Origin of the sequence: Ochrobactrum sp. C6C9 (genome assembly GCF_022627935.1) — a bacterium.
Lineage (GTDB): Bacteria > Pseudomonadota > Alphaproteobacteria > Rhizobiales > Rhizobiaceae > Brucella > Brucella teleogrylli.
Map to the genome: position 1 here is coordinate 72,203 of NZ_JABXGB010000009.1, position 18,058 is coordinate 90,260.

Sequence of the window (18,058 nt, forward strand, 5' to 3'; positions counted from 1 at the left end):
TGTCGTGATGAGAACGAAAAAATATCCCGCACTTTTACCGGAACGGCTCCAAGTTGCGCCATGTTACGGATCGGCCCCCCGGTTTCAACCCTGTCGCGCCAAAATGCCGGATAAAATCAGTTGGATGAGCGATCGCGGTTGTCGAAAAGACGAGCGCACTCTATTTGAAGAGGAACAGCGTTTCTTGCTCGCTGCTTTTCGGGAAACGGCGTTTTTTACGACGGCCCGATGTGCGAGCGAGAATGGTTCGAAGCCCCGGAATTGCGGGCCAATGGAAGGATGATTGATAGTGTGGAATGCAGTACGGGCCGTTTTCTCCTTCCTTGGTCGCATGATTGCGGGTTTGGCCCGGCTGATAGCCGTTCCACTGGCCGCTTTATGGCGGGTTTATCTGAAGTTCGGAATATTGTGGAAAGCCGTGATTGGCGTCGTCGTGGTCGGTCTGGCCGCGCTCTATATTTATTTTATCTGGCAGACTCAGGTCTGGACCAATTTCGACCCGGACTATCCGGCAAAGTATAGCTATCAGACCGCAAACACGCCCGGCGAGGAAGTAAACTCGACGCCTGCCGTCGCGCCGGAGCCAGCACCTTCCACCGCGCCCGCGACCGAGAACAGCAATCAGCCATCTGCTGAAACACCGGCGGCAAGCCAGCCGGTTCAGGCGGCGCAGATACCGTCATCGGCCCGCAAGTGCTCGCGTTCGGCGATTGCCGAGGTTGCCGCCGACCTTACCGATTTCAACGTGAACCAGAATGCGTGGATTTCTTCCATGCTGCTCTACAAGACCGGTTTCTTCGGTCTGGACTGGGATCGCACACCGTTCCTCGATAATAAGGCTTCGTTCCAGCGCGGCATCAATGCCGCTGTGCGCCGCACGGCGATTGAACTGGTGGACAATATCGGTCGTCTGCGCGGCACGTCGCAGATTGATGGCGATCTGCAAAAGGCCCGTGGCAATCTGCAGTTTGCGGAGGATTCCTGGTATTTCGGCCTGAGTCCGTTCGGCCCCAAGACCCCGACGCCCAGCTATTATCGCTCGGCGATCAAGGATCTGCGTTCGTTCAACACGCGTCTTGAAAACTGTCAGGCGACCTTTGATGCCCGCGCCGACAATCTGATCCAGTTTGTCGATCGCATCGCCAGCGACCTTGGTTCGACGTCCGCAATTCTCAAGGACCGGGCGGAAAACTATCATAATGGCTGGTTCGACACCCGCGCGGATGACCGTTTCTGGTTCGCCTATGGCCAGCTTTACGCCTATTACGGCCTGCTCCGCTCGGCGCATTCCGATTTCCGCGGCGTTTTGGCCGAAAAGCACCTTGATGGCGTGTGGGACGAGATGGAAAAGCAGATGCGCTCGGCGCTCGACATGCAGCCTTTCATCGTTTCCAACGGTAGCCCGGATGCATGGTTTACACCGTCGCATCTGACCACGATGGGCTTCTATATTCTGCGCGTTCGTTCCAATCTGGTCGATGTGAAGCAGGTTCTGGAGCGCTGACGGGCAATGGAACTGCCTCCGATTTTGCGTCAGGCGGTGGATGCCGCGCTTGAGGGCGTGGCATTGGCCGATCTCAAACGCGCCTCCGATCTTCTGTCGCGCCGCTATCGCGCGGAGACGCGGGACGGTCGCCTGCATATTTCCGACGATCTGGCCGCGAAGGCCTATCTCGCGGCGCGTCTGCCCGCCACTTATGCGGCGGTGCGGGCCAGTCTCGACAGCGCTGCGGAAGTCTGCCCGGACTTTGCGCCGCAATCCATGCTCGATGTCGGGGCAGGGCCAGGGACGGCCCTGTGGGCAGCCCGTGGATGCTGGCCGTCGCTTGAAAACGCCACGATGATCGAGGCAAGCCCGGCCATTCGCGCGGTCGGCAGCAGTCTTGCCGGAAACAGTGGCTTTGCATCGCTCAACTGGCGGGCGGGCGATGTGGTGAGGGAAAAGCTCGATTTTCCGCAGGCCGATCTCGTCACCATCGCCTATGTGCTCGATGAACTGGCCCCCGATGACCGTCGCAAGCTGGTTGCGCAGCTTTGGGCGTCCACGCGGCAGATGTTCGTGATTGTCGAGCCAGGCACACCTGCGGGCTGGCAGCGTATTCTCGATGCGCGCAAGGCGCTGATCGAATTGGGTGCTGTGATTGCCGCGCCCTGTCCGCATCAGCTGGAATGCCCGCTGGTCGCGCCGGACTGGTGCCATTTCTCGCGGCGTGTGGCGCGTTCGCGCATTCACCGCATGACCAAGGATGCGGAAGTGCCGTGGGAAGATGAGAAATTCATCTATCTGGCGGCAGTGCGCCAGCCGTCCGAGGCGGTTGAAGCGCGGGTCATTGCGCCGCCGCGGGTCGGCGGCGGCAAGGTTTCAGTGAAGCTCTGCAAGGGTGACGGAACAGCGGAAGAGCGCCTGTTCACCAAACGCGATGGCGATTTCTTCCGCTGGGCGCGCCGCGCCGATTGGGGCGACGCTTATCTTGAAGAGCCTGCGCGTTAGAGCGGTTCCTGTTTTGATGGAATCGTCGGAACCGCTCTATCTATTTGTTTTTACGCATTATCCGACGCAAAACCGCTTCGCACTTTTGCTGGAAATGCTCTAGGAAGCCTGCAACACCACACGCGGGGCAGGGCGGTTGATGATGAACACCATCGCCGCCGCCGCAAGGCACATGGCGCCAGCCAAAACGAGTGCCGGCGTATAGCTGTCATAGTCGGTGCGGACGAATCCCGCAAAACCGGCAGCCGCTGCCGCGCCGATCTGGTGTCCGGTGAACACCCAGCCAAAGACCAGACCGGCCTTTTCCGGGCCGAAACGTTCGGCGGCGAGCTTTACAGTTGGTGGCACCGTTGCGACCCAGTCCAGGCCGTAGAAGACGGCGAACAGCGCCAGTTCATAGACCGAGAAGTCGGTGAAGGTCAGATAGATCAGCGATAGGCCGCGCAGCGCATAGAACCAGAACAGCAGCCAGCGATTGTCGAAACGGTCCGACAGCCAGCCGGACATGATCGTGCCGATCAGGTCGAATGCTCCGATGACGGCAAGGATACCAGCCGCACCGACCGGCGCAATGCCATAGTCGCCGCAAAGCGTGATCCAGTGGGTCTGGATGAGGCCGTTTGTCGAAAAGCCACAGACGAAGAAGGTCAGGAACAACACCCAGAATGTGGCCGTGGACGATGCTTCACGCAGGGTGACGAGTGGCGAGGCGAGCATGGCGCCAAAACTCTTCATCGGTTCCGGCGCGGGCAGCGGTGCCGTGCGGCCATAGGGCTTGAGGCCGATATCTGCCGGGTGATCGCGCATCAGCGCCAGAACCAGCAGCAGTGCAACGGTCAGAAACCCGATGACGATGGTGAGCGATGTGCGCCAGCCGATGGTCTGGCTGACACTGGCGAGGATCGGCATGAAGACGAGCTGGCCAGTTGCATTGCTGGCCGTCATCAGGCCAACAACGAGGCCACGGCGCTTTTCAAACCAGCGCGCGGCAACGGTCGCGCCCAGCACAAGCGCAGTCATGCCGGTGCCGACGCCGATGACGATGCCCCAAAGGCCCACCATCTGCCATTCCTCAGTCATGAAGATGGAACCGACGAGGCCGCTGGCGATCAGGATCAGCGCTGCGGTTACAACGCGGCGCAGGCCGAACTGGTTCATGAAAGCGGCGGCGAAAGGACCCATCAGGCCGAACAGAACCAGACGCAGTGCCATGGCGAAGGAGATATTGGCGTTGGTCCAGCCGAACTCGCGCTGGAGCGGTTCGATCAATATACCTGCCGAACCCATGGCGGCAGCCGTTGCCAGCATGGTCAGGAAGGTGATGGCGGCGACAACCCATCCGTAATGGATGTTTCTCTGTTCGAGAACGCGTGCGAGGCGGGCAGATATCATCTTGAGCGCTTTCGGTTAGGACCATTTTTGCAAAAATGGCCACGGATAGGAAGGCGAGCAGCGGCGTTCGTAGCGATCACAGCCCGCTCCGTCATTGTTTCCAGTCAATTTTAAGTAGGGGATCGCGTCCACCGACTTCAGAGTGCCTGAAGCAGCGCCTGCAACTGTTGAACCCCATCATTTCCAAGTTTCGTCTCGATTTCTTCCTGGGCTTTGTCCCAGAGCGGACCGCCACGGGCGAGAAGGTCCCGGCCCGTATCGGTCAATCTGATATTGGTTTCGCGGTGATCCTGACCGTCGCCGGGCTCGATCAGGCCCATCCGCTGCAGCACCTTGGCATTGCGCCCCATGGTTGAACGATCAAGCTCCGCCATGCGCGCCAGTTCGGTGATCGACAGCGTTCCCGCACGGTCGAGCCGACGCAGCAGACTGAACTGTGCGACATTGATGCCAAGCGGTGCCAGCGCCTCGTCATAGATGGCGGAGGTCTTGCGTGATGCCTGACGCAGAAGGATACAGAAACAGGAATGTGCCATGATGCGGGTATATACCCGTAATCATCTTTTGACAAGCACTCTCTTGCAGGGAAGGTGATGATCCTGACAGCAGCTGACCGCGATGAGCGGTCTTTTAAACCGCGATATGCGCGGTTTCCTTGACTTCTTCCATGACGGCATAGGTGTGCGATTCCCGCACACCGGGCAGCGAAAGCAGCGCTTCGGAGAGAAAACGACGATAATGGTCCATATCGGAAACGCGGGCTTTGACGAGATAGTCGAAGCCGCCCGCCACCATATGGCATTCCAGAACGTCGGGATTGTTGCGCGTAAAAGTCGCAAAGGTCTCGAAGACTTCCGGCGTCGTGCGGTCGAGTTTGATCTCGATGAACACAAGCATGGCGCGGTCGAGCATCTTGGGCGACAGCCGTGCCGAATAGCCCAGAATGTAGCCTTCGCGCGTCAGGCGCTTGACGCGTTCGGCTGTGGCTGTCTGCGAGAGATTGATGCGATCGGCAAGCTCGGTATTAGTCAGGCGCCCGTTCTCCTGAAGGGCCTGCAGGATATTCCGGTCCATGGCATCAAGGTTCTTCATGCGTGTGTCCCCAAATGGTCGCCTGTTCGTGGCGACTCTTTTCTTCATGCATTCATTCTGAATTAAGTCACGGGAATGAATCTGAAATCGGGGCTGGGCGCAAGACGAAACTTGGTGGAAGGCCGACAAATTTACGGGGGCAGTCGCGGCCTGTGTCAAATACGAACAGGTAAGATCGAATCAATTACTAGTTGCCAAGAATATGCAACCCATGGTAGTGTTTGGCCATACTAAAAATCGTATTACACTTATAAATTTAGTCATTTGGGGGGCGAGGAGCCTCGTTGTGATCAGGCAAGGCACCCCGCTTCCTTGTCTGTATGTCCTCATTAAGGACAGGGGAAAGTCCGGACCTTCCGTGGTGTCCGGACTTTTCTTTTGCCCGCTGCGCAGGTCTAGCAATAATTCTGACAGGTGTATGCCTGACAGAATTATCAGGTATCGCATTGCTGCCGCCGTGGAAAAAGCGGGCTTGAAATTTTCCGGTTGCAAGGGGCGGGGCGGAGCGCTAACACTAGCGCCCATGAACATTTCGCACATTCGCATCAACGGTTGGTGGTGGGCTCGCTAAAAGCGGCCACGCAGGCGTTTGCGCATATGCGTTCAGGAGACAGGGCCGCTGGGATTATCCGGGCGGCCTTTTTGTTTGGCTGCCCGAATGGGACCGAAGCCCGGAAATATTCGAAAAACCAAAGCAATTGGGATTAGCCGACCATGAATGCGAAGATAGCGGATAGCGAGATATTTCAGCACGAAACGGCCGGCGGCATTGTCGTCGAGCGCGTGCGCCATCTCACTGCGTATAAGGGCGCCATCGAAACCTACATCGATGTGCTTAATGAAAGACGCGGTGCAGTGTTCTCGTCCAATTACGAATATCCAGGCCGCTACACGCGATGGGATACGGCAATCGTCGATCCGCCGGTGGTCATCACCTCGCGCCAGCGCACCATGCGCATCGAGGCATTGAACGCCCGCGGCGTGATCCTGCTACGCCCCATTCTGGAGACCGTGCAGGCCTTGGGCGAAGTGACGGTGGACGCATCCACCGAGGACCGCATCGAACTGACCATCGCGGAGCCGACAGGCGCATTCACCGAAGAAGAGCGCTCGCGTATGCCTTCGGTATTTACCGTACTGCGCGCCATTGTCGGGCTTTTCTTCTCGGAAGAAGACGCCAATCTCGGCCTCTACGGTGCTTTCGGCTATGATCTGGCATTCCAGTTCGATCCGATCCAGTACAAGCTGAAGCGCCCCGAAACCCAGCGCGATCTGGTGCTGTTCATTCCCGACGAAATCTTCGTCGCCGACCATTACGCCGCACGCGCCTGGGTGGATCGCTATGAGTTCAGCTGCGGCGGGTCTTCCACGCATGGTCTGGCACGGGCAACGCCTTCCGAGGCGTTCAAGCCATCGGAGCGCACCTTGCCGCGCGGCGATCACAATCCGGGCGAATACGCAAAGCTCGTCGAGCGCGCCAAGGATAGCTTCAAGCGGGGCGACCTGTTCGAAGTGGTGCCGGGCCAGACTTTCTATGAGCGCTGCCACACCGCACCGTCGGAAATCTTCCGCCGCCTGAAGACGATCAATCCGTCGCCTTATTCCTTCTTCATCAACCTTGGAGAAAACGAATATCTGGTCGGCGCATCGCCGGAAATGTTCGTGCGCGTCAATGGTCGCCGCATCGAGACCTGTCCGATTTCGGGCACGATCAAGCGCGGCGAGGACGCGATTTCGGATTCGGAGCAGATCCTGAAACTGCTCAATTCCAAGAAGGATGAATCCGAACTGACCATGTGTTCGGATGTGGATCGCAACGACAAAAGCCGCGTCTGCGAGCCGGGTTCGGTGCGGGTGATCGGTCGCCGCCAGATTGAAATGTATTCGCGCCTGATCCACACGGTCGATCATATCGAAGGTCGCCTGCGCGACGGCATGGACGCCTTTGACGGCTTCCTCAGCCACGCATGGGCTGTGACCGTGACCGGCGCGCCGAAATTGTGGGCGATGCGTTTTCTGGAAGAAAACGAGCGCAGCCCGCGCGCGTGGTACGGTGGCGCCATCGGCATGATGCATTTCAACGGCGACATGAATACCGGCCTGACGCTGCGCACCATTCGCATCAAGGATGGCGTGGCTGAAATCCGCGCCGGTGCGACGCTGCTGTTCGATTCCAACCCGGAAGAGGAAGAAGCCGAAACCGAGCTGAAAGCATCGGCTATGATCGCGGCTGTCCGTGAGGCACAGAAGAGCAATCAGATCGCGGAAGAACGCGTTGCCGCCAAGGTGGGCGAGGGCATCTCGGTCCTGCTGGTGGATCACGAAGATTCCTTCGTGCACACGCTGGCCAACTATTTCCGTCAGACGGGCGCAACCGTTTCGACGGTGCGTTCGCCGGTTGCCGACGATATTTTCGACCGCGTCAATCCTGATCTCGTGGTGCTTTCGCCCGGACCCGGCTCGCCGCAGGATTTCGACTGCAAGGCAACCATCGACAAGGCCCGCAAGCGCGAACTGCCAATCTTCGGCGTCTGCCTTGGGCTGCAAGCGCTGGCTGAAGCCTATGGCGGCACACTGCGCCAGTTGCGCATTCCGATGCACGGCAAGCCGTCGCGCATTCGCGTGTCGAAGCCGGAACGCATTTTCTCCGGTCTGCCGAAGGAAGTGACGGTCGGACGTTATCATTCGATCTTTGCCGATCCGGAGCGTCTGCCGGACGATTTCCTCGTCACGGCGGAAACCGAAGACGGTGTGATCATGGCTTTCGAGCATAAGAAGGAGCCGGTGGCGGCTGTTCAGTTCCACCCGGAATCGATCATGACGCTCGGCCATAATGCTGGTATGCGCATGATCGAAAATGTGGTCACGCATCTGGCGGGCAAGCATAAGAAGCGTCGCAGCAACTACTGACCAGGCCCGTAATCGTCAGCATACTCAACCGGTCGCAGGCACCCTGTGGCCGGTTTTGTTTTGGGGTGTCGAAGGCGCATTTTCGCTGCTTGCTGTAGCAACTCATTTGCAACTGTAATGCCTTGCATTTGCAGAAGAAAATTAAATGCGATAACTGAAAAAACAGGGGTACGAACTTGGACCAAACTGGGCTATAGAGCGGTCATTAAAATGCTATTGCATAGGACTTGACCGGCTTCGGGAAGTTATCCCGGGTTCGAGTCGATACGCATGAGTGATGGGCCTCGAATTGGCCAATTCCCGATTTTCGGGCCGTAATTAGGACAAATCAAAGGTTCGTCATGGACGCGAGTGCAAGAGTTCGGCGGCTAGCCGCTTGGTCGATTCCGGTTGCTCTGGGAGTGATGGGTCTGAAATATGTGGCCTATCTGCTCACAGGCTCCGTGGCCCTTTATTCGGATGCGCTCGAATCCATCGTCAATGTAATTGCGTCCATGGGCGCGTGGTGGGCGATCAGCGTCAGCTATAAGCCCGCCGACGAAAACCACCCCTTCGGCCATCATAAGGCAGAATATATATCGGCTGTTGTTGAAGGCGTGCTGATCAGTGTCGCGGCGCTGTTGATCTTTCGGGAAGCCTGGTTTGCACTGGAAACGCCACGCCAGCTCGAAGAGCCATGGCTTGGCCTTGGCATCAACGCTGTCGCTGCCGCCATCAACGCTGTTTGGGCGATGCTGCTGATCCGCATCGGGCGCAGCGCGCGCTCCCCGGCGCTGGAAGCCGATGGCAAGCATATCATGACCGACGTTGTCACCTCGGCTGGCGTGCTGGTTGGCTTGGTTGGGGCGATCGTCACCGGCTGGGCGATACTTGATCCACTGCTCGCCATTGTCGTGGCGCTTAATATTCTGTGGCAGGGCTGGCATGTGATCAATTCGTCGGTGCAGGGCCTGATGGATATTGGCGTCGAGCCTGTCGAAGAAATGCGCATCCGCGATGTCATTTCGGCCAATGCCGCCGGCGCCATCGAAGTGCACGACCTGAAAACCCGTATTGCCGGACGCGTCACCTTCATCGAGTTTCATCTGGTTGTCGCGGCCAACATGAGCGTTGGCGATGCGCATGTGATCTGTGACCGCATTGAGGATGCGCTGAAGCAGCAGATCAGTAGCGCCCGCGTGGTGATCCATGTCGAGCCGGAGGACGAAGCGAAGCTGCCTTTGGGGACAAGTGCTGTGCCATTCGCCTGATTTAAAAACAGGTATGACTGAGGCAGCTGTCGTAAATCCATCTTGCGTCGGCCAAATCGCGCGTGTAAAAGCTTGACCATGATGACGAAGAACGCAACATCTCTGGAACATTCGGCTGCCGCCACTGGCGCGCGCGTCGATGTTTGCGTTCTCAACTCGCTTCTTACCCTCGGCCTTAGCGGCGATCGCCGGGCTCGTTGAAGGAGCGTCCGGCGGTCGAAAACGGTCCCGCTGGCCTGTGCTCCTTTTCAGAAAACCCTTATAATCGATCATGAATATCCGTGCTTGACGAGCTGTAATGCCGTCCAGAAGCCGGGAGGAAACGAGAAATGAACCAGTCCGTTATCACGCCGCAATCCGTAGCCGAAGCCGAACGTAAAGGCATGCGGGACGCAGCCACCAAATATTCGCCGTTCCCGGCCCCGAAGCTCGATGACCGTACCTGGCCATCGAAGCGGATCGAAAAGGCGCCGATCTGGTGTTCGGTCGATTTGCGCGACGGCAATCAGGCGCTGATCGACCCGATGGGCCACGACCGCAAGGAGCGCATGTTCCGTTTGCTGGTCGATATGGGTTTCCCGGAAATCGAGATCGGCTTCCCATCGGCCTCGCAGACGGATTTCGACTTCTGCCGGTGGGCGATTGAACAGGGCAATGTTCCGGACGAACTGGATTTGCAGGTCCTGGTGCAGTGCCGCCCGGAACTGATCACCCGCACATTTGAGGCTTTGGAAGGCGCAAAGACGCCGATCATCCATTTCTACAATTCGACCAGTGAATTGCAGCGCCGCGTGGTTTTCGCCAAGGATGTGGGCGGAATCAAGCAGATCGCGACCGATGCCGCCAAGATGATCATGGATATGGCTGCCAAGGCAGGCGGCGGCTATCGCTTCCAGTATTCGCCGGAAAGCTTTACCGGCACGGAACTGGATGTGGCGCTGGAAATCTGCAATGCGGTCATCGAGATCGTGAAGCCGACGGCGGACAACAAGCTGATCGTCAATCTGCCGTCCACGGTGGAAATGAACACGCCGAATGTCTATGCCGACCAGATCGAATGGATGTGCCGCAATCTCGACAATCGCGAGAACCTGATTATTTCGCTGCATCCGCACAATGACCGCGGTACGGGCATCGCTGCGACGGAACTGGGCCTGATGGCCGGTGCCGACCGCGTGGAAGGCACTTTGTTTGGCAACGGCGAGCGCACCGGCAATGTGGACGTGGTGACGCTGGCGCTGAATATGTACACGCAGGGCATCGATCCCGAGCTGGATTGCACCGACATCAATCGGATGAAGGATGTCTATGAATATTCGAACCAGCTGAAGATCGCGGAGCGCCACCCCTATGTCGGCGAGCTGGTCTATACCGCCTTCTCCGGTTCGCATCAGGATGCGATCAACAAGGGCATGAAGGCGCGCAAGTCGGCCAATTCGCCGGTTTGGGAAGTGCCTTATCTGCCGATCGATCCGCAGGATGTAGGTCGCTCCTATGAAGCGATCATCCGCATCAATTCGCAGTCGGGCAAGGGCGGCATCGCCTATATCCTGCAGGCCGATTACGGCTTGAACCTGCCGCGCAATCTGCAGGTCGAGTTCCGCGAAATCATCCAGCAGATCACCGACGACGAAGGCAAGGAATTGCCGTCGAAGCGCATTCATGAAGAGTTCCAGAAGCTCTATGTGACGCAGTCCGATGCCCGCATCAAGTTCGTGGATCACCACACCATTCCCGATCCGGAACAGAAGGGCCGCCGCATTCTCACCGCCGAAATCACCGATAACGGCGTGACGAAGAATATCGAAGGCAAGGGCACCGGTCCGATCGACGGTTTTGTCGACGCGCTGTCCAAATATCTCGGGGTGAAAATGTCGGTGGTGGATTATTCCGAACATTCGCTCCAGCAGGGTTCGGACGCATCGGCCATCTCCTATGTCGAAATGGCGCATCCGGGTGGCAAGCTGTTCGGCGCGGGCATCAATGACAATATCGTCAGCGCCTCGCTGGAGGCCATCGTATCGGCGGCTAACCGCGTGATCGGCAAATAGGCCGAACGTCTGTACGAGTTGAAAAGGCGGCCATTGGCCGCCTTTTTCATGTGTAGAGTTCCTGTTCGGAGATCTTGAAAATGCGCTCGCTCACATCTTCAATGCCGTGCTGTTCCCACAGGCAATGCCAGCCGCCGTCCGGTTTGCGTTCAATGTTGAAAATATTGTAGCGGGCAGGAGGCTTGTGGCCGCCATAGTTCTGGCTGGCCGACGGGACGCAGATCACCGGTACTTGGCCGTTCGGTCCGTCGATTTCATATTTCGTCGCCAGATGGGTGTGGCCGTGAATGACCAACTCCGCGCCGTGCTTTCGAATGATCTTCTGAAAACGGCGGATACCGTATAGGCGCTTGTGCGTCGGCGTTGCGCCGTGGATCGGCGGATGGTGGATCATCACAACCCGGAAAAGCCCGCGCGCGCCTGCCTCATCCAGTGCTGCGGCGAGGCGTTTGGCCTGCGCGGAGCGAAAATCGCCGCTCGCCATGAAGGGTGCTGTGGCGCGCGCCGACGAGACGCCGATCATCGCGACATCATCGCGCACCCGCATATAGGGAAATTGTGGCCGCTTGCCCTTGTTGTCGATGCCGTCGCCGCGCATCCACGGCTCCCATTTGCGGCAGGACCGGTCGAGTGCGCCGGGCACATAGGCGTCGTGATTGCCGGGCACGACCGAAACATCGTCGGGATTGCCCAGCTTCGACAGCCAGTCGGAGGCGATGTCTATTTCCAGATTGAGAGCCAAATTGACCAGATCGCCGGTGACGGCAATATGATTCGGCGCTTGCGCCAGCATGTCGGCTACAAGTTTATCGAGTACCGTTCCATGCATTGCACCCTCGCGGTTGCGCAGCCAATTGATATAACCAGTGATGCGCTTTGATGCCAATTCGCGATATCTCACACGCGGCAGTGGCGAAAGGTGGATATCGGAGATGTGAGCGAGGCGAAACATATGGCCCGTTTACTGGATAATTTCTGAAATAGAAACCGTATTTAGCGACTTTTTGTTGATGCGATTGCTGCATTGATAGCTGCATATAATGTTTGCTGGAGAGTCGGAATGCGCTTTCGTCATTTTATATTTCATTCATATTTTCTTTTGCGACGCCCCATGACCCTTGGGGTGAGGGCAATTGTGTATGATGAAAAGAATAACTCGGTTTTTTTAGTGAGACATACTTACGTGCCGGGTTGGCAGTTACCAGGCGGCGGTGTTGATAGTGGGGAGACTTTTCAACAGGCGCTGGAAAAAGAACTGCGGGAAGAAGGTAATATTATCCTGAAAAGTCGCCCGCAACTTCTTGCTCTTTACAAGAATGCCCATGCTTCGCCACGCGATCACGTTGCACTTTATGTATGCCGTTCCTTTGAACAACTTGCGCCCAAAGAGCCGGATAGAGAAATCGCCGAAAGCGGTTTCTTTCCTCTGGATGATCTACCAGAAGGCACCACGGCCTCCACCAAGCGGCGCTTGCAGGAAGCGCTGTATGATCTGGAACCGCTGCCGATGTGGTAATACCACTGGCGCCCAGCGTTATTGTTTGATTCTGAGCGGGGATACTGAGTAATACTTTGGTATAAAGGGCGCGCAGCGCGCGCCCTTTTTAATAGCACTGAATTAAAAGCGGTAGGTAATACCTGTACCGATCAACCAGGGGTTGAGCTTGGCCTTGCCGCTCAATTCCTGCCCGCCGACGGTGACGTCGAATTTCGGTTCGAGGAACAGTTTCTTCACGTCGAAGTTCAGGCCCCAATGTTCGTCGATCATATAATCGACACCGAACTGGAGCGCGCCGCCAAACGTGTTCTTGACCTTCAGATAATCCGCGCTGCCCGCATCCTGATTGTAGAAGATCGTATAGTTGACGCCTGCACCGACATAAGGCTTGAACGCGCCGAAATTGGTGAAGTGGTACTGTAGCGTAAGCGTCGGTGGCAGAATCCACGTTTTGCCAACCTTGCCCAGACTGCTGATCGAGCCTGCGCCATTGATATTGGCATAGGTCGTGCCGAGAATGAGTTCGGCGGCGATATTGTCGGTGAAATAATAGGTGATATCGAGTTCCGGCGTGATCGACTTGGAATAGTCGAGATCGGAACCCGGAACGCCGTTCACATGACCCTTGTTTTCCGCAATCACGCCGAGCGCGCGCACGCGAATCTGCCAGGGTGAAAGCGCTTCAGGCACCGCCTGAATTTCAGAGGCCGGCGGGGCGACCACACTATCGGCGGCAAAGGCTGCCGGTGCGGCAAAGGCCAGCGCGGTTGCTGCGAGCAGCCCTTTCGCAAAACGGTTCATCAAATCTCTCCTTGGTCACGGTCTCAGTCTTGGATTTCGTCCTTGGGGGATGCATCCAATCTGAACTGCGTCGCCTGGCGCCCCATTGATCGAGATCAAAGGGGCACGAGAGAATGAGAGAGAACTGAATTAGGAATCCGGACTGTTGCAGGAAAGGCGCAGTGCGGGTCGGAAGGGTTAGCTCTTTGAAAACCGATCCCGGTCATGCGGGGCGGTAAAGTCTATCTCAGGGCCTGTTGGCACAATGCCGGTCGGGTTGATCGTCTTGTGACTGCGGTAATAATGGCCCTTGATGTGCTCCATATTCACCGTCGAGGCAACGCCCGGCACCTGATAAAGCTCGCGCGTATAGTTCCACAAGTTCGGATAATCGGCGATCCGGCGCAGATTGCATTTGAAATGGCCGACATAGACCGGATCAAAACGCAGCAGCGTCGTGAACAGACGCCAGTCTGCTTCCGTCAGGCTTGATCCCGCCAGGTAGCGCTGGCGGGACAGACGGTCCTCCAATGTGTCGAGTGCGGCGAACAACTGCTTGAACGCTTCCTCATAAGCATCCTGCGAGGTGGCGAAGCCTGCGCGGTAAACGCCGTTATTGATATTGGGATAGATGAAATCGTTGAGCGCATCGATCTCAGCCGCCAGCGCGTCCGGGTAGAAGTCGAGCGAGGCATCGCCGAATTCATTGAACGCTGTGTTGAGCATACGGATGATTTCTGACGATTCGTTGGAAACAATCGTCTGGCGCTGCTTGTCCCACAGAACCGGCACGGTAACGCGACCGGAATAATTCGGATCGGCGCGGGTGTAGATTTCATAAAGGCGCTTGGAGCCGTACAGATCATCACCGGTGCTGCCGGTGGTGCCGTAAAAGGTCCAGCCTTCTTCCACCATCAGATAGTCCACGACCGAAACTGAAATGACATCTTCAAGCTTCTTCAGCGCGCGGAAGATCAGCGTGCGATGTGCCCATGGGCACGCATAGGAAACATAAAGATGGTAGCGCCCCGGTTCAGCCTTGAAGCCGCCTTCGCCAGTTGGGCCAGCGCTGCCATCGGCGGTTACCCAGTTGCGGAATTGCGATTTCGAGCGCTCGAAGCGGCCTTTTGTGCTTTTGGTGTCGTACCAGACATCCTGCCACTTGCCATCGACCAGAAGTCCCATGTGATTTCTCCTTTTGGAACTCAAAATAGAGCGAAACCGGCGATTTTACAGCACGACAAGTCGTGAACAGTGCGTCACGCTGCCAAAAAGAGAAGCAGAAACTGCCAATTTGAAAAAAATGGTTTTACCGCTGCTCAATTTGGTGTAATGGGGTTTCCAATTTGCGATCATCCAAATGTTAGGTCGCCCAGGAGACACATAATGGAAATGCTTTTCATCCGACGATGAAACTCAAACCGCGCTGCGAGCGCGGCATGCATTCCATTGACCTGACGGTCCCCGAAGTCTCCAATTGTGATCTTAAGCCCATGCAGCAGCTTGAACTGACCTACGCGCAGGAATGCCCGGCGCACGACATTGAAATCGAAGCCATCAATGCCGAAGCTTTCGGACCAGGGCGCTTTACCCGCGCTGCGCATTTCATCCGCGAAGGTGGCCCGCATGATCTGAACCTCTCCTTCGTTGCCCTGATGGGCGGCATCGTGGTGGGTTCGGTACGGCTGACGCCGGTGGTGATCGGCAAGACGCCAGCGCTTCTGCTGGGTCCGCTTGCCGTGCGGCCGGAATGGAAGAAGCGGGGCATTGGCGGCACGCTGATGCGTCTATCGCTGGAAGCGGCGACGAAGTCCGGTCACAAGCTGGTTATTCTGGTCGGTGACGAACCTTATTATGGACCGTTCGGCTTCAAGATGGTGCCTTCTGGCACCATGGTGATGCCAGCGGCGGTCGATCCGCGCCGGATGCTCGCCTGCGAACTCACCCCCGGCGCCGCAAGCGGCGTCAGCGGCATTGTGCGCCACGCCAACCGGGCCTGATTTCAGTTCAGCGAAAACGTTTGCTTTTCCCCTCATCCTGAGGAGCCGTCGAAGACGGCGCATCATCCTGGGAGCCTGTTCCAAAAGTCGCCCTGTGCGGCTGCAAATGGCAATTTTCCACGTTCCGGTGCTCACGTACCTTAAGTACGCTCCGCTCCGGTACTCGAAAATCACCATTTTCACACACACATGCCGCTTTTTGATTCAGGCTCTGAGATTTTCGAAGGATCGAAGGAGAGGGGAAATCAGCGCGTGCCCTCGCCCTTCGACACGGTGCTTCGCACCTGCTCAGGATGAGGGGGCAACGGGGGTGTCAGACGAGGAACGGTGCGCGAGGGCGGATTACCGCCCTTCGCGATACCACATGCCGCCGAAGACGAGCAGCAGAGCGGCGAGCGCCAGAAAGCCGGAGAATAGCGGCAGACGGTTCACGCTTTTCAGCTGCGTATCGGCGGTTTCGCGCAGGCCGATCCAGTCATTGCCACTGGCGGTACGATTGGCGGCGACAGCCGTAATCGCTGGCACCCGCACTGCGCTGTCGGCGCTTGCATGAACCCGATAGACCGACCCGCCGGTCGCCTCGGCGAGCGGCTTCAGACGATCGACCGTCGAAATGCTGTCGGCAAATTCCGGCGCATCTACGGGCCCGACATGGGCCAATGTTTCCAGATCGCCATTCCTGATCCGGAAGACACCGATTTCGTCGGTCTGCAACGACCCTTCGAACAGCCCCGGCTTGCTCTGGGCGAGATTGACCGGCAATTCCTTGCCCGAAGGCGTGCTGACGGTCGCGGTGCCGGGATTGTCCCCCATGGTCTGGCGGCGGATGGAAAGCACACGGCCATTGCCTGCTGCGGTGAGCGCTTCTTCTTCCAGCTCCGGCTCCTGCATCAGCCAGTGGGCGATGCGGCGATAGAGCGCCGCATAGGGACCACCGCCCTCAAAACCGCGCGCCCATAGCCAGCCCTGATCGGACAGGAACATGCCGACGCGGCCTTTCCCGACGCGGTTGAGAACGAGAAGCGGCTTGTTGTCGGCACCGCTCATCACCGTTTCACCCTGCGGCGCGGTGATGTCGATGGTGCGGAACCAACGGCTCCAGCGTGGTGGCTCCTGCTCGCTGCCGTCCAGACCGCGCGTGACGGGATGGCGTTTGCCGAGATCGGTCAGGCGCGGATAGAACGCCTTTTCGGTTACAGTGCCGGTCGGCATGGCGGGCAGGGCGTTATAAAGCGGTGTGCGGGCAATCGACATTTCGCCCGCATATTCCGGCCCGGCAGCGACCAGCAGCGCGCCGCCATTTTCCACATATTGCGCGATGTAATCGTAATAGAGCAGCGGCAGCACGTCGCGATGCTGGTAGCGGTCCAGAATGATGAGATCGAATTCGTTGACCTTGTCCACGAACAGCTCACGCGTCGGGAAGGCGATCAGCGACAGTTCGTTGATCGGCGTGCCGTCCTGCTTTTCTGGCGGGCGCAAAATGGTGAAGTGGACGAGATCGACCGCAGCGTCGGATTTCAGCAGATTGCGCCAGGTGCGCTCGCCATTATGCGGCTCGCCGGAGACGAGCAGCACGCGCAGATTTTCGCGAATGCCGTCAATGGTTGCGACCGCGCGATTATTGGTGTCGGTTACTTCACCGGGAATTCCAGGCGTAGCGATTTCAACGATATTCACACCAGCGCGGGGCAGGGTGATGGTGACAGGGGTTTCCTGTCCCACCTGCGCGTCTTCCTGCGAAACTGCTTCGCCATTGACGCGGATTTCCACGCGAGCCGGGATGCCGAGGTCTTTGCCCTCGTCAATGACCGTGAACGACATTTCCAGCGGTTTGCCGCTGATGCCATAGCGCGGGGCTTTGTTGAAGCGAATACGGCGGTCGAATTCGTTCGGCTTGCCGGTCACCAGCGCATGCAAGGGCGCGTCGAAGCCCAGCGCGTTCTTGTTGGCGGGGGTATCGTGCACCTGCCCATCGGTGATCATGATCGCGCCCGCGACACGCGTGGGCGGCACGTCGAGCAGGGCGCGGGCCAGCGGCCCGAAAAGCCGCGTCGCATAACCGTCCTCGTTTTCGCCCGGCTTGCCGGTTTCCACCACGCGCGTTTCGAATTGCGGCATGGTGGCAAGCTGATCCTGCACGGCTTTCAGCGCGGCATCGGTATCGGCGCGGCGCTGTCCCAGTTCCTGGCTCTGGCTGCGGTCCACCACGACGGCGACAACGCTTTTCAGCGGCTCGCGTTCTTCATTGATCACGACAGGGTTGAAGAGCGCCAGCGCCAGCGCCGCGGCGGCCAGAAGACGGATCAATCCCCCGCGCATGCGCAGGGCGACAGTTGCCAGCACCAGCAGCGCCAGTGGAACCAGAATGCCAATGAGCCACGGCGTGGAAAGGAACGGTTCGAATTCGATATTCATGCCCGCCTCCTAATCCCGTAGGTTCCTATCTTTACGGATTGCAACGCTCCCCCCTCATCCTGAGGTGCGGAGCGCAGCGAAGCCTCGAAGGATCGAGGGCCGGCGCGCCGTGCGTTTCCCCTCGCCCTTCGATCCTTCGACAAGCTCAGGATGATGCGCCGTCTTTGACGGCCTCT

Annotated in this window: 14 protein-coding genes; 7 read left to right on the plus strand and 7 right to left on the minus strand. The window is 58.0% G+C overall.

Annotated features, from left to right (window positions below):
* The first annotated feature begins 283 nt into the window (after positions 1-283).
* Both HWD97_RS09300 and HWD97_RS09305 read left to right on the plus strand, forming a co-directional pair.
* Positions 284-1,504, plus strand: a complete 1,221-nt coding sequence (locus HWD97_RS09300; protein WP_109369528.1) for a DUF2333 family protein — start codon at positions 284-286, stop codon at positions 1,502-1,504.
* 6 nt (positions 1,505-1,510) lie between these two features.
* Positions 1,511-2,491, plus strand: coding sequence for a small ribosomal subunit Rsm22 family protein (locus tag HWD97_RS09305; RefSeq protein WP_371834962.1), 981 nt, complete (start codon positions 1,511-1,513; stop codon positions 2,489-2,491).
* Positions 2,492-2,590: 99 nt separating this feature from the next.
* Here HWD97_RS09305 and HWD97_RS09310 read toward each other — a convergent pair whose 3' ends face one another.
* The 3 genes from HWD97_RS09310 to HWD97_RS09320 form a co-directional block, all read right to left on the minus strand.
* Entirely contained in the window at positions 2,591-3,883 is a 1,293-nt protein-coding gene (locus HWD97_RS09310) for an MFS transporter (protein ID WP_371834963.1), read from the minus strand.
* Between the two features lie 137 nt (positions 3,884-4,020).
* Entirely contained in the window at positions 4,021-4,419 is a 399-nt protein-coding gene (locus HWD97_RS09315) for a MarR family winged helix-turn-helix transcriptional regulator (RefSeq protein WP_140024239.1), read from the minus strand.
* A gap of 94 nt (positions 4,420-4,513) precedes the next feature.
* A complete protein-coding gene (locus tag HWD97_RS09320) occupies positions 4,514-4,975 on the minus strand; it encodes an Lrp/AsnC ligand binding domain-containing protein (RefSeq protein WP_078338776.1) in 462 nt (153 codons plus the stop codon).
* 714 nt (positions 4,976-5,689) lie between these two features.
* Between HWD97_RS09320 and HWD97_RS09325 the strand changes: the two genes are divergently transcribed.
* The 3 genes from HWD97_RS09325 to leuA all read left to right on the plus strand — a co-directional run bounded on the left by HWD97_RS09325 (position 5,690) and on the right by leuA (position 11,186).
* Positions 5,690-7,885, plus strand: a complete 2,196-nt coding sequence (locus HWD97_RS09325) for an anthranilate synthase component I (protein ID WP_109369524.1) — start codon at positions 5,690-5,692, stop codon at positions 7,883-7,885.
* A 341-nt stretch (positions 7,886-8,226) separates the two neighbouring features.
* Positions 8,227-9,135, plus strand: a complete 909-nt coding sequence (locus tag HWD97_RS09330) for a cation diffusion facilitator family transporter (RefSeq protein WP_109369523.1) — start codon at positions 8,227-8,229, stop codon at positions 9,133-9,135.
* Positions 9,136-9,464: 329 nt separating this feature from the next.
* Positions 9,465-11,186: a 2-isopropylmalate synthase gene (gene leuA, locus HWD97_RS09335; RefSeq protein ID WP_109369522.1), complete on the plus strand. Its 1,722-nt coding sequence runs from the start codon at positions 9,465-9,467 to the stop codon at positions 11,184-11,186.
* A gap of 46 nt (positions 11,187-11,232) precedes the next feature.
* Here leuA and HWD97_RS09340 read toward each other — a convergent pair whose 3' ends face one another.
* The gene (locus HWD97_RS09340) at positions 11,233-12,138 is read right to left on the minus strand and encodes a metallophosphoesterase (protein ID WP_371834964.1); all 906 of its coding nucleotides are present in this window, start codon (positions 12,136-12,138) and stop codon (positions 11,233-11,235) included.
* A 108-nt stretch (positions 12,139-12,246) separates the two neighbouring features.
* Here HWD97_RS09340 and HWD97_RS09345 point away from each other — a divergent pair, with 108 nt between their 5' ends.
* Positions 12,247-12,702, plus strand: a complete 456-nt coding sequence (locus HWD97_RS09345; protein ID WP_109369520.1) for an NUDIX domain-containing protein — start codon at positions 12,247-12,249, stop codon at positions 12,700-12,702.
* Between the two features lie 102 nt (positions 12,703-12,804).
* Here HWD97_RS09345 and HWD97_RS09350 read toward each other — a convergent pair whose 3' ends face one another.
* The gene (locus HWD97_RS09350; protein ID WP_109369519.1) at positions 12,805-13,485 is read right to left on the minus strand and encodes an OmpW family protein; all 681 of its coding nucleotides are present in this window, start codon (positions 13,483-13,485) and stop codon (positions 12,805-12,807) included.
* Positions 13,486-13,662: 177 nt separating this feature from the next.
* Positions 13,663-14,649, minus strand: a complete 987-nt coding sequence (locus HWD97_RS09355; RefSeq protein WP_109369518.1) for a glutathione S-transferase family protein — start codon at positions 14,647-14,649, stop codon at positions 13,663-13,665.
* A 308-nt stretch (positions 14,650-14,957) separates the two neighbouring features.
* On the opposite strand from HWD97_RS09355, the gene HWD97_RS09360 reads away from it, so the two are divergent.
* Entirely contained in the window at positions 14,958-15,464 is a 507-nt protein-coding gene (locus HWD97_RS09360; protein ID WP_109370280.1) for a GNAT family N-acetyltransferase, read from the plus strand.
* Positions 15,465-15,806: 342 nt separating this feature from the next.
* On the opposite strand, the gene HWD97_RS09365 is transcribed toward HWD97_RS09360, so the two are convergent.
* Entirely contained in the window at positions 15,807-17,882 is a 2,076-nt protein-coding gene (locus tag HWD97_RS09365; protein ID WP_109369517.1) for a hypothetical protein, read from the minus strand.
* Between the last annotated feature and the right edge of the window lie 176 nt (positions 17,883-18,058).